Below are 12261 nucleotides of genomic sequence, written 5' to 3' on the forward strand. Positions count from 1 at the left end.
TACAACCACCAACGCCCACATACTGCCCATGGCGGTCAACCTCCCGCCGTGGTCTACTTCAACACCATCGAAGCCGATCAGCAGGTGCAGGCTGTAGCTTAAACAACCCGAAAAACTGTCCAAGGATCGGGGAGTAGCTCAGAAGGTCCGCGCTGGGACGACTTCGACGAAGCCATGCAGGCGGTCCGGGATGTGGGTCCCGGCGGGCACTACCTTGGCCATCCGCACACGCTGGAGAACTTCGAACGCGCCTTCTTCATGCCGAAGCTCTTCGACAACAACTCGATCGAACAGTGGCAAGCCGAAGGTTCGGTCGAGATCACTCAACGCGCGCTGGACCGGGCGAAGCAGCTGCTCAGCGACTACGAAGAGCCGAAACTGGACGAGGGCGTGGATGAGGCCCTGCGTGACTACATCGCGCGGCGAGAGCGCGAGATCCCCGCAGTCGATGAGCTGAACACCGAATACTGAGACTCCCTGGACTGGCCGCCTTCGGGCGGCCTTCTTTTTGGACGCAACCATGAAGATCACCGAACTCCACATCTACGCCCACGACCTGCCGGTGAAAAACGGACCTTACCGGATGGCCATGTCCGAGGTCTGGACCCTTCCGAGCACCCTCGTAAAGCTTGTCTCGAACACGGGACATGTCGGTTGGGGCGAGACCTGCCCGGTTGGCGCGACCTATGCCGAGATGCATGTCGGTGGCGCGCAGGCAGCGCTGCTGTCAATGGCTCAGGGGCTGATCGGCTGTGACGTCGCTCCGCTGCTGTTGCATCAGCGGATGGACTCGCTGTTGACCGGCCACAACTACGCCAAGGCCGCCATCGATATCGCTGCGCATGACCTGATGGGACGGGCACTTGGCGTGTCGGTGGCAACCCTGCTGGGGGGCGCGCTGGTGGACCGGGTGCCGTCCTACTATTCCACCATTGTCGACACGCCCGACGAAACCGCCCGACTTGCGGCCGAGAAGGCGGCAGAAGGCTATCCCCGTCTGCAGATCAAGGTCGGTGGCCGCCCGGTGGAGGTGGACGTTGAAACCGTCCGCAAGGTCTGGGAGGTGATCCGTGGCACGGGTGTCCGGATGGCGGTTGACGGCAACCGCAGCCTGACGACCCGCGACGCGCTGACCCTCTCGCGGGAATGCCCCGAGATTCCCTTCATCATGGAGCAGCCCTGCAACACGGTCGAGGATCTGCAGAAGATCCGGCCGCAGGTCCGGCATGGCATCTACATGGATGAAAATGGGGTCTCATTGAACACCGTGATCTCGGCGGTGGGGACGGGTCTGGTCGACGGGTTCGGGATGAAGGTCACGCGGATCGGGGGTCTGCAGCCGATGCGGGTCTTCCGCGACATCTGCGCGGCGCGGAACCTTCCGCACACCTGCGACGACAGCTGGGGCGGGGACATCATTGCGGCGGCCTGCACCCATGTCGGAGCAACGGTCCAGCCGAAGCTGATGGAAGGGGCTTGGCTGGCCGAACCCTACATCGACGGACACTACGACAGCCGGAACGGCGTGAAGATCGAGGGTGGTCACATCAAACTGCCCGAGGGGCCGGGGCTGGGTGTGGTGCCGGACGAGGGGATCTTCGGGCAGCCTCTGGCCTCGTTCGGGTGAACCTTGTCCACGGTGGACAATCCGGCGTTCCCAAGCAAGTTCATAGACTTGCTTGCTCGTGATAGGGTTTTGGAAAGGTATGCAGCGCGGTGGTAAGGTGGGCGATATCGCCCACCCTACGCCCAGATATCGCCTATCGTGTAGCCGTTTGGCTGGGGATCTTCTGCGTTCAGAACCAGAGTGTTGAAGCCGTAGATCCAGCTTATTGCCGACAGCGTCGGCACGACTGCCGCCCTGTAGCCGACCGCATTTCGGTTCCCCTATTCGGCCCCTGCCCTCCACTCCTTGAAGCGCAGGAAGGCGTTCGCGCCGATGGTCGAGAAGGGCTTTGGCGGCAGTTTGGTGGGCTGGGCCTCGGCCGCGAAATGACGCGTGGTCTCGGTGCTGAGGCCTATTGCCAGCTCGGCGGCGGCGATGCCGGTCAGGGTTGATCGTGCCGTGCCAAGGCCGTTGCACACGGTGGCAGCGAAAAGGCCCGGTTCCAGTTCGCTGGCGATGGAGACGCCGTTGCGAGTTAGGCAGAGGTGCCCGGCCCAGGTGTGTTCCTGTTTTACTCCGGCAAGCGCGGGGAAACGGTCGGCGAACTTCTGGCGGTGGACGGCAGCGGTGCGGCGCAAATCGGCCTTTGACGCTTCCATCCCCGGCAGGAAGCTGGCGCAGGTCCGGGTGACGATGCGGTTGCCGCCAAGGGCCGTGTCGATCCGGCGCATGGTGGTGCCCATCGGATCAGAGGGTGTGACGCCCCAGCGCGGCTGGCCCCCAAGCGCCTTCAGCGCATCGGCTGGCAGGTCAACTGTCATCGAGGCATAAAGGAAGACGTGCATCAGCCGGTTCTGGGCGAAGCCGAAGCTTTCGAGGTGGCCGTTGTTCGCGAGGATCACCTTGCCTGCCGTGACCCGGCCCTTGGTGGTGGTCAGGGTCCAGCCGCTGCCAGCGCGGGCGAAGGCGGTGACGGGGGTCTGCTCCCAGATGCCGACGCCCGAGGCCCGCAGCCCCTCACTGAAGCCCCGGACGAAGCCTGCGGGTTGCAGCATCACCGTGCCGGGCGTGTAGAGCCCCGAGACGTAGTGGCTGCTGCCGGTGAGGTCCCGCATCCCTTGCGCGTCGAGCCGTTGGTTGGGTTCGCCGAGGCTGGTAAGGTGGTCGGCGTAGCTGCGGTTCAGCGCGTCCGCCGTTTCGGAAGCTGCGCCATTTACCTTGCCGACCGGATCGAAGTAGTCGGGCGTGATGCCGTAGTCGTCCACCGCGCCCTGTGCAAAGGCGATGGCGTGGCGGTTCAGCGCAATCATGCCGCGGTCATCGCCGTGACCGGCATAGTCGTCCGAGGTCAGCTCATGTGGTAGGTCGATCATGAAGCCCGAGTTGCGACCCGATGCGCCCTCGGCAAGGCAGGAGGCTTCCAGCACGGCGATCTTCAGCGTCGGGTCCAGCTGGCGGAAGCGGCGCGCGGCGGCAAGACCTGCGAAGCCCCCGCCTATGATCGCGACATCGACGATCTGGTCTCCCGGGAGCGGAACAGGTGCTGGTTGCCCCGGCAGGATCGTGGACCAGGCGGCGGGGCCCTTGTGCACCGGCGTGCGCCGGGCGGTGAACTGAGTCATGTCTGTCCCTCGTTACTGGCCTTGAGCGCAAGGCGGGTCTGGAACGCATCAAGGCCCCTGCGCAGGTCGGTCCTCGCTGGTGCCATCGCCACGCGCAAGGTAGCGTTCAGGCCACCCTCGGTGGACAGGTTCTTCAGCGCTTCGACCAGCTCTCCGCCCCGGGCCGTGGCAGGCAGGTAACTGCGGATCATGGCGGTTATGTAGGTCTCGGCCTGGGCGGGGTCGTGAGTGAAGCCAGCCAGCCAGTCTGTCCCGGCAAGCAGCTGGTCGAGGATCGGCGAGCAAAGGGCGGAGGCACCAAGGTGGGCGTTCAGTGCGATTTCGGAGGGTTGGGGTAGGATCAGGTTCCGGGCACCGAAAAGCGCATGCAAGGTGGAATTGTCCGGGTAGACCGGCAGCGGGCAGCCGCCGTTTGCAACGGGCGGTAGGGGGATGGCGATCGCGATGTCGGTGGCCGGGGCGCAGAGCTTTTGCAGCTTTGCCAGTGGGGCGTCGACCATCACCGAGAGGATGGTGTGGTCAGTGCGGAACGGAAGGCCGGGCAGGACGTCGAAGGCGACGCTTGCCAAGAGGCAGAGGAAGACCACGTCAGAGTTCGCTACTACTGCATCGTTGGGGGCGATGGTGACTTCCGGCACTTCGGCGGCAAGCATCGCGGCCGTGGTGGCATTGCGGGGTGAGACCAGGATCCCGTGACCCTGGCCCTTGAGGCCCCGCACCATTGCGGCGGTGATTTCACCCGTGCCGAGAAAGCCGACGCGCATGTCAGTCGACGGCTTCGTCCGCATCGTCGGCCAGGTCGACCCAGATGGTTTTCAGCTGGGTATACTGGTCGTGCGCGTGGATGCCGTTGTCGCGGCCCCCGAAGCCCGAGTGCTTGAAGCCGCCGAAGGGGGTGGAGATGTCGCCTTCGCCGAAGGAGTTTACGGTGACGGTCCCGGCACGCAGGGCGCGGGCGCCACGGATCGCGCGTTTGACGTTGGCCGTGAAGATGCTGGCGGCAAGGCCGTATTCGGTGTCATTGGCCAGCGCGATGGCTTCGTCGAAGGTTTCCACCGTGAGGACCGAGAGGACGGGACCGAAGATTTCCTCGCGGGCCTGTTTGCTGTCACGGGAGACGTCGAGGATCGTCGGTTCGACGAAGCCTTTTTCAGCTTTCCCGCCGAGGATGACCTTGGGGCCTTTCTCCAGGTAGGAGCAGACATTGTCGTAATGCGCCTTTGAGACCAGCGCGCCGACCCGGTTCTTGGGATCCAACGGGTCGCCCATCGGCCATTCGCGGGCATGGGCGACGATGCGTTTCAGGAGCGCGTCTTTCACGCCCTTCTGCACGATCAGGCGCGAGGCGGCCGAGCAGTTCTCGCCCATGTTCCAGAAGGCGCCGTTGACGATATGGGCCGCGACGCGGTCCAGGTTTTCAGCATCGTCAAGGACCACGGCGGGGTTCTTGCCGCCCATCTCCAGCGTGACTTCCTTGAGGTTGGACTCGGCGGCATAGCGCAGGAAGCGGCGGCCGGTTTCGGTCGAGCCGGTGAAGGAGACGGCGTCGATGTCCATGTGGCGACCGATGGGTTCGCCCACGTCGGGGCCGGTGCCGGGGACGACGTTGAAGACGCCCGGCGGGATGCCTGCCTCCATCGCCAGTTCGGCCATGCGCAGCGTGGTGAGCGGGGTCTCCTCGGCCGGCTTCACGATCACCGAGCAGCCAGCGGCAAGGGCAGGGCCGATCTTCCAGGCGAGCATGAGGAGCGGGAAGTTCCAGGGCAGCACCAGGCCGACGACGCCCACGGGCTCGCGGACGATCATGGCGATGTGGTTGTCGGAGGCCGGGGCGACCTGATCGTATATCTTGTCGATCAGTTCTGCGTGCCAGGTGAGGGTGTTGATCGTTTCGGGGACGTCGACCTGTTCGCAGTCGTAGATGGTCTTGCCGCTGTCGAGCGATTCCAGCACCGCCAGTTCCCGCGCGTTGCGTTTGACCAGCTTGGCCAGCTTGATCAGGGCTTCCTTGCGGTCGCGGGGGTGCAGGCGGGACCAGCGGCCATCCTCGAAGGCGTCACGGGCCTTGGCGACGGCCAGGTCCACATCCTCGGGCCCGCAGGCGGCGACCTTGGCGAGGCTCTGGCCGGTGGCAGAGTTGATCGTGTCGAAGGTCTTGTCGCTGATGGCCGGGCGGAAGTGGCCGTCGATGAAGGCTTGCGTCGGGAAGGTCAGACCGGCGGCGATGGCCTTGTAGTCTTCGGTGGTCAGAAGGGACATCGGCTTACTCCGCGACGATCTGGGCGATGGTGGTCTTCAGGACGCGCACGGTCTGTTCCAGCTGGCGCTTGTCGTCCTTGTTCAGGCCTTTCAGCGGCGGGCGCGAGGGGCCGGCATACTGGCCCATCATCTCGCAGCCGTGCTTGATGCACTGGATGAACTTGCCGCCCTGTTCGAGGACCCGCATCAAGGGCATCAGCGCCGACATGATCCGGCGGCCCTTGTCGAAGTTGCCCTCAACGGCGCAGGCTTGGTAGAGCGCAAGGTGCTCTGCGGGCAGGAAGTTCGAGCCGCCGCAGACCCAGGAGCGTGCACCCCAGGCGAAGAACTCCAGCGCCTGGTCATCCATACCGCAGGACATCTGGATATGCGGGTAGTCGCGGGCCAGAAGGTGGACGCGGTTGATGTCGCCCGAGGATTCCTTGATGGCGCAGAAGTTGGCGGAGCGGCCGACGCGGTCGAGGAACGTCTCGCCCATGTTGATGCCCATGCGGCCGGGGTAGTTGTAAAGCATGATCGGCAGGTCAGCCGCCCGGTCGATGGCCAGGGCGTTCAGCGCGTTCTCCTGTTCGGTCGGGACCGAATAGGGCGGCGAGCCGACGAGGATCGAATCTGCCCCGATCTTCGCGGCGTGTTCGGCCATCGTTTGGCTGTCCTCCAGCCGGATCGCCACGGTGCCGAGCATCAGGTGCGTGCCGCCCTTCGTCACCTCACGCGCTAGGGTGGCCATTTCCAGCCGCTCTTCCATCGACTGGGCATAGTATTCGCCGGTCGAGCCGCCGTTGATGATGCCGTGAACGCCCGCAGCGATCAGGTATTCAAGCTGCGCGACGAAGGCGTCGCGGTCGATGGACCCATCCTCACGGTGCGGCGTGATGGCAGGGGTGTAGATGCCTTCGAATTTCATGAGGCTCCTCGGGTTTCGGCTGCCCCGGGCGCGCGGCCGAGGGGGATGTTGATGCTTTCGGGGGTGACGAAGCTTTCGATCTGGGCGCGCGACAGCTCCCAATGCGCGACGGCGAGGTCGGCGGCGGCGTCGGCATCTCCGGTTTCGATCAGGGCGATGAACTCGTCGTGCTGGTCGGCGGCAAGCTCGCGCTGCGGGGCGAGGTGCAGCTTGCGCGGGTTGTAGAAGGTCATGCCGATGCGGGTGTGGTCGATCAGCAGACGGCGCAAGCTGGGCATCAAGAACTCGTTGTCGGCCATCTCTCCGATGATGGAATGGAAGCGCTCGTTACCAAGCGCGCGCTCGGCCGCGTCACCGGACTTGATCGCCTGACGGAAGGCCCATTGGCATTCCTTCAGCTTCACGACCTGCGCCGGGGTCGCATGCTCCGCCGCCAGCCGGGTGGTGGCCGCGTAGATCATCGGGGCCGCCACGAAGAAGTTGCGCAGCGTCTTGTGCGTCATGGGAGCGACCTGGGCGCCCCGGTTCTCATGCAGAACGACGTAGCCCTCGCCGGCCAGCTGGCGCAGCACCTCGCGCAGGGGAGGCCGGGAAATTCCATAGATGTCCGCAAGTTCCGTTTCGTCCAGGTAGACTCCCGGCTCCAATACCTCGGTCAGAACCTTGCGCCGCAGGTCCTCGATGCACTGGGTCTTCTTGCTGCGCGTGTCGGTGTCCAAGGGGTCTCTCCTGCCTGATCGAAGCTTGTCTACTTCGTGAATCAGGTAGCTTGCCTTCTGTGTAGTCGGATAAAATACATATTGTCTACATTAAACTTTTATGATTGTAGTGCGGAAACGTGGGGAGAGAATCTACATGGCCGAAACACGCGAGGACGTGATCCGCTGCGAAGGCATCTGGAAGATCTTTGGCGACAAGTCGCGTCAGGCGATGGAAGCCGTTCTGTCCAAAGGCCTGTCGAAGACGGACATCCGCCAGCAGTTCGACTGCGTGGTCGGGGTGCAGGATGCTAGCTTCACCGTCGGTCGTGGTGAGATCTTCTGCATCATGGGTCTGTCCGGATCCGGCAAATCGACGCTGATCCGTCACATCAATCGGCTCATCGAGCCAACCTCCGGTGCCGTCTATATCGAGGGCGAGAACGTCAACGCGATGAACGCCCAGGCGCTGCGCCGTCTGCGGGCCGAGAAGATCGGGATGGTGTTCCAGTCGATGGCGCTGATGCCGCACCGGACGGTGCGCGACAACGTAGCGTTTTCGCTTGAAGTTAGGGGCAAGACGGAAGCAGAGCGCGCCAAGGTCGCGTCGCGCGCCATCGACATGGTCGACCTGACCGGCTGGGACGCGAAATACCCTGACGAGCTGTCGGGCGGGATGCAGCAGCGCGTGGGCTTGGCCCGGGCGCTGGCGGCGGACCCGACGATCCTGCTGATGGACGAACCCTTCTCGGCGCTGGACCCCCTGATCCGGCGGCAGTTGCAGGGCACTTTCATGGAACTGTCGGCAGAGCTGCACAAGACCACGGTGTTCATCACGCATGACTTGGACGAAGCGATCCGCATCGGCGACCGCATCGCGATCATGAAGGACGGGGTGCTGGTGCAGATCGGCACGCCGGAGGAAATCGTGACCAACCCGGCGGACGACTACGTGGCCGAGTTCGTGGCCGGAATCTCGAAGCTGGACCTGGTGACGGCAGCGCGGATCATGCAGCCCTTCGCGGCCTATGTGCAGGCCAACGGTCCGCAAGACACCGCCGCATGGCCGGTAGGCAAGCCTGGCGACAAGCTGAACGAGCTGGTCGATCTGGCCGTTGGGACTGACCACCCGATCCTAATCGTGGCCGGAGGCCAGACCGTCGGCGTCGTGACGAAACGCGCGCTTTTGCGCGGCATCCAAGGGCGAGTTGACGCGGAAGGGAGGGCAGCCTGATGGCCGACAAGACCTTTGACTGGCTGAATCCCTTTGCCTCGATCGACCTGTCGATTGGTGAACGCGCGGACGGGATCAAGCAATGGGCGATCTCGAACCGTGACCTTATCCAGCCGACCAAGCGCTTTCTGGAATCGTTGATCATCAAGGTCGAAGCCGCCCTTCAGGCCGTTCCACCGCTGGTCATGCTGGCGATCCTGGTGCTGATCGCCTGGCAGGCGGCGGGGCGCAGGGTGGCCATCGTGGTGGCGTGCTGTCTGGTGATCCTGGGGCTCCTGTCGCCCGACGCCTGGGGGCTGGCGATGACGACACTGGCCATTGTGACGGCCTCGGTCATCGCTTGCGCGGCCATCGGGCTGCCGCTGGGGATACTTGCCGGAAAGAGTGACCGGTTTGAATCGGTGATCCGCCCGGTGCTGGACACGATGCAGACAATCCCGGCCTTCGTCTACCTGGTGCCGGTCGTAATGCTGATCGGGATCGGCAACGTCTCGGGCGTGGTGGTGACGATCATCTTTGCGCTGCCGCCGCTCGTCCGTCTGACCTCGCTTGGCATCCGTGGGGTGAACCCCTCGGTCGTGGAGGCTGCGCGGGCGTTTGGCGCCTCGCCGGGGCAGATCCTGCGCAAGGTCGAACTGCCGCTGGCGACGCCAACGATCCTGGCCGGGTTGAACCAGACCATCATGCTGTCGCTGTCGATGGTGGTCATCGCCTCGATGATCGCGGTGAAAGGATTGGGGAACGAAGTGCTGCGGGCGATGGGGCGGCTGGATGCCGGCAAAGCCATCGTAGGGGGCCTGGGGATCGTGATGCTGGCCATCGTGCTGGACCGGATCACGCAGGGTCTGGGCCGTTCGGGCCGTGAACGTGGCCACCTGCCCTGGTGGCAAACGGGTCCGGTGGGCGTGATCGCCCGCCTGATCGGAAGAACGAACTGAGAAACCAACCGGAGGTAAACCCTATGAAACACTACACTCTTGGCACCGCCATGGCGCTGGTTCTGGCTCTGCCGGCCTTTGCCCAGGATAAACCCGGCGAGGGCGTCACCGTCCGCCCGGTCGCCAGCCCAATCGCCGAAGAGCTGTTCCAGGCCCGCGTGATCTACAAGGGTCTGGAACAGCTCGGCTACACCATCGAGCCGCAGCAGGTTGAAATCCAGACAGCCCACCTGGCGGTCGGCACCGGCGACGCGGACTTCTACACCGCGCACTGGGACCTCCTGCACGCTGCCTTCTTCACGGAATCGGGCGGCGAAGAGGTGCTGCAGAAGGTCGGCCCGTTCATCGAAGGTATGGTCCAGGGCTACCTGGTGGACAAGGCCAGCTATGATGCCGGCGTGAAGAACCTTGGCGACTTCAAGGATCCGGCGATTGCGGCGAAGTTTGACGGCGACGGCGATGGTAAGGCCGACTTGGCCGGTTGCGTGCCGGGCTGGGGCTGCGAGCGCATCATCGAGCACCACATGGACGAATATGGTCTGCGCGACACTGTCACCCACAACCAGGGCGAATACAACGCGCTGATGGCCGACACCATTGCCCGCAAGGAAACTGGCAACCCGATCCTCTACTTCACGTGGACGCCCTACTGGGTTTCGGGCGCCTTGGTCCCCGGCAAGGATGTCGAATGGCTGGACGTGCCCTACACTTCGCTGCCCGACGGCGTGGTGGCTGAAACCACGTTCAACGGCAAGAACCTGGGCTTCGCGGTCGACAACATGTATATCCTGGCGACCGACAAGTTCCTGGCAGAAAACCCGGCGGCGGCGAAAATCCTCGAGTCCGTCAAGATCGACATCAACGACATCTCGGCTCAAAACAAGCTGATGTCGGACGGAGCGGCTTCGTCGGAAGACATCGACAAGCACGTGGCCGACTGGATCGCGGCGCACCAGGCAGAATTCGACGGCTGGGTGGCAGCTGCTGCCGACGCGGCGAAGTGAAAGTGCTGACCTAACCCGGGGCCGCCTTTCGGGGCGGCCCAAACTGCGTTTAGAGGAAGCCATGAGAGAACCCACGCACTTCAGCTTCTTCCTTCTGTTGCGCAAGTCGAGACCCAAGCTCGCAGATCCGGTCGCCGTGAACCTTCTAAGCTCTGCCGGGTTACAAAAACGGGTTCGTCACAACGTTACAATCTTACCCCTAAGTATATGAAATATATACACTACAGCAGAATTCAATCCTCTCTTGCAGCACCATCCTATCCCTTTGATCACAAAGAAAACCATTGATCTCAAGGCCTTGATGCCATTTTTGGTGCCAGAATCGATGCCAGAATGAGGGTGAGATGGCCGGGCGTCTACGCTATTTCAGGAACAGAACGGGCATTTCTACACCCGGATCGCAGTCCCAAAAGAGCTGCAACCGTTCATCGGCAAGACACAGCTACAGGAGTCGCTGGGGTCCGAAAGGAAGGCGGCTGAGCGCTTGCACCACGGTGCAGTCGCAAAATTTCAGGCCGACATATCTGCTGCCCGGCGTCAGGCTGCACAGGTCGGGGCCGTGACTGCCACACGATGCCAGTTCCCTCTGACGGTGGAGCAGATTGCACTCAGCCACTACCAGCACCGGCTATCCTTCGACGAACAGCTCCGTGGCGACGAGCGCTACGCTGCTGTCGGTTTCGATGACCGTCACGTGGCGCGGCTCAAACAGGGCATTGCCGGGCAGCTTGCAGATGAGGACCTTCAGCAGTTGGTAGGTCTTGCCGTCAAGCGTTACCAGAGTGCCGGAAATCACGACGCTTCTTTTGGGTCACCAGAATGGCGCCAGATTGCTCGCGCTCTGTGCACAGCAGAATACGAAGCCTTGGCAAGAGCCGCAGAGCGGGACGACGGGGACTACAGCGGCCAGCCCGCTCACCCCCTCCTTGTCAACGCGAACATGCCCGAGCCTGCCCTTCCGCCGGTCTCGATCGAGACACTGTTCGCAGACTACATCGCCTCGCGCCAGGCACTGGGAAAACACCTAGATGGCGGTGCGAACTGGAAGCGGGTTGTCACATCGCTCACCAAGTTCCTCGGCCACAAAGACGCGCGAAAGGTCACGAAAAGGAGGCTCCTCGACTGGCGAGATCATCTGCTGAGCTCAGGCCTTTCCCCGCGCATAATCGCTGACGTCTATCTGGCCTGCATGCGGGCGATCCTTGCGTGGGCTCATGGGAATGACCGTCTCGCAACCAACGAAGCCACACTGGTGAAGCAGGAAACACCAAAGAAGCGGCAGACTCGCGAGCGTGGATATACGACGGATGAAGCCGTAGCGCTGCTGACTGCCTCGCTAAGCCATCAGCCTCCAGCCGCCAAGACCGCGTCGACTCAGGAGAGCAAGCACATCACCGCCGCCAGGCGCTGGGTGCCGCTCCTCCTCGCATTCACCGGAGCCCGAGTCGTGGAGATCACGCAGCTGCGACAGGAGGACGTCCGGCAGGACGGTGATCGGTGGATCATCAGGATCACGCCCGATGCTGGATCGGTGAAGACCGGAGAGTATCGCGATGTTCCGTTACATCGTCAGGTCGTCGATCTGGGGTTTCCAGAGTTTGTAGCGGAGGCAGGTGTCGGCCCCCTGTTTCATCGCGCGTCGCGCCGGAAGGTTTCCTTCAACTAGGTTGCCCCAGCTGTTATCACTTTGATCGGCGTTCCGGTGCATGATGTCCCATCTGGGCGTCGCGCCTGTCATCCACAGCCATGCAAGCCGGTGAAGCAGATAGCGCCGATTGTCGATCGAGACCTTCAGGTCGCCGCGCTCGTTGTGTCGAGTGCCTGCGACCTGGCCTTTGCGCTTTCCGGTCCGCCACCTGAAGATCCCGGTCTGGGGATCGCAATGCAGGATATCGTGCAGTCGCTTCTGGGTGAGCATTGGTCATCTCCGGCGGTGTTGATTACACTTAGTCGGAGTTGTTTCTGCCGTAGTCTGGGATCGATCAAATATGTT

11 protein-coding genes and 2 pseudogenes are annotated in these 12261 nt (G+C 63.2%); 7 read left to right on the forward strand and 6 right to left on the reverse strand.

Translation table 11 applies throughout. The features are described from left to right. Positions 1-138 precede the first annotated feature (138 nt). Positions 139-471: pseudogene (locus Q8M85_RS08960) on the forward strand (trimethylamine methyltransferase family protein); the annotation flags it as partial. A 49-nt stretch (positions 472-520) separates the two neighbouring features. Continuing rightward, positions 521-1627 (forward strand): mandelate racemase/muconate lactonizing enzyme family protein, encoded by a 1107-nt coding sequence (locus tag Q8M85_RS08965; protein ID WP_305543195.1) that lies wholly within the window; start codon positions 521-523, stop codon positions 1625-1627. A 260-nt stretch (positions 1628-1887) separates the two neighbouring features. Here the strand turns inward: Q8M85_RS08965 and Q8M85_RS08970 are convergent, their stop codons facing one another. From Q8M85_RS08970 to Q8M85_RS08990, 5 genes are read right to left on the reverse strand one after another with little or no spacing between them, the layout of a single operon-like run. Next, the gene (locus Q8M85_RS08970) at positions 1888-3228 is read right to left on the reverse strand and encodes an FAD-binding oxidoreductase (RefSeq protein ID WP_305543197.1); all 1341 of its coding nucleotides are present in this window, start codon (positions 3226-3228) and stop codon (positions 1888-1890) included. Next, positions 3225-3992 carry an NAD(P)-binding domain-containing protein gene (locus tag Q8M85_RS08975; protein ID WP_305543199.1) on the reverse strand — a complete coding sequence of 256 codons (768 nt, stop codon included), beginning with the start codon at positions 3990-3992 and terminating at the stop codon, positions 3225-3227. The genes Q8M85_RS08970 and Q8M85_RS08975 overlap by 4 nt, the downstream gene beginning before the upstream one ends. 1 nt (position 3993) lies before the next feature. Further along, positions 3994-5487 carry an aldehyde dehydrogenase gene (locus Q8M85_RS08980; RefSeq protein ID WP_305543201.1) on the reverse strand — a complete coding sequence of 498 codons (1494 nt, stop codon included), beginning with the start codon at positions 5485-5487 and terminating at the stop codon, positions 3994-3996. Between the two features lie 4 nt (positions 5488-5491). Then, positions 5492-6394: a dihydrodipicolinate synthase family protein gene (locus tag Q8M85_RS08985; protein WP_305543203.1), complete on the reverse strand. Its 903-nt coding sequence runs from the start codon at positions 6392-6394 to the stop codon at positions 5492-5494. Next, positions 6391-7113, reverse strand: a complete 723-nt coding sequence (locus tag Q8M85_RS08990; RefSeq protein ID WP_305543205.1) for a GntR family transcriptional regulator — start codon at positions 7111-7113, stop codon at positions 6391-6393. Before Q8M85_RS08990 ends, Q8M85_RS08985 begins: the two co-directional genes overlap by 4 nt. Positions 7114-7249: 136 nt before the next feature. Here Q8M85_RS08990 and Q8M85_RS08995 point away from each other — a divergent pair, with 136 nt between their 5' ends. The 5 genes and pseudogenes from Q8M85_RS08995 to Q8M85_RS09010 all read left to right on the forward strand — a co-directional run bounded on the left by Q8M85_RS08995 (position 7250) and on the right by Q8M85_RS09010 (position 11934). Continuing rightward, positions 7250-8326 (forward strand): glycine betaine/L-proline ABC transporter ATP-binding protein, encoded by a 1077-nt coding sequence (locus Q8M85_RS08995; protein WP_305543207.1) that lies wholly within the window; start codon positions 7250-7252, stop codon positions 8324-8326. Beyond that, complete coding sequence (locus Q8M85_RS09000) at positions 8326-9264, forward strand: proline/glycine betaine ABC transporter permease (RefSeq protein ID WP_305543209.1); 939 nt, start codon at positions 8326-8328, stop codon at positions 9262-9264. The genes Q8M85_RS08995 and Q8M85_RS09000 overlap by 1 nt, the downstream gene beginning before the upstream one ends. 23 nt (positions 9265-9287) lie before the next feature. Then, positions 9288-10268 carry a glycine betaine/L-proline ABC transporter substrate-binding protein ProX gene (proX, locus tag Q8M85_RS09005; RefSeq protein ID WP_305543211.1) on the forward strand — a complete coding sequence of 327 codons (981 nt, stop codon included), beginning with the start codon at positions 9288-9290 and terminating at the stop codon, positions 10266-10268. A 379-nt stretch (positions 10269-10647) separates the two neighbouring features. After that, a pseudogene (locus Q8M85_RS23355) lies at positions 10648-10794 on the forward strand (DUF6538 domain-containing protein); the annotation flags it as partial. 33 nt (positions 10795-10827) lie between these two features. Beyond that, positions 10828-11934, forward strand: coding sequence for a hypothetical protein (locus tag Q8M85_RS09010; RefSeq protein WP_305543213.1), 1107 nt, complete (start codon positions 10828-10830; stop codon positions 11932-11934). Here Q8M85_RS09010 and Q8M85_RS23360 read toward each other — a convergent pair. Then, complete coding sequence (locus Q8M85_RS23360; RefSeq protein ID WP_371135224.1) at positions 11830-12186, reverse strand: HNH endonuclease; 357 nt, start codon at positions 12184-12186, stop codon at positions 11830-11832. The genes Q8M85_RS09010 and Q8M85_RS23360 overlap by 105 nt on opposite strands. Between the last annotated feature and the right edge of the window lie 75 nt (positions 12187-12261).

Source organism: Tabrizicola sp. (assembly GCF_030694085.1).
Lineage (GTDB): Bacteria > Pseudomonadota > Alphaproteobacteria > Rhodobacterales > Rhodobacteraceae > Tabrizicola.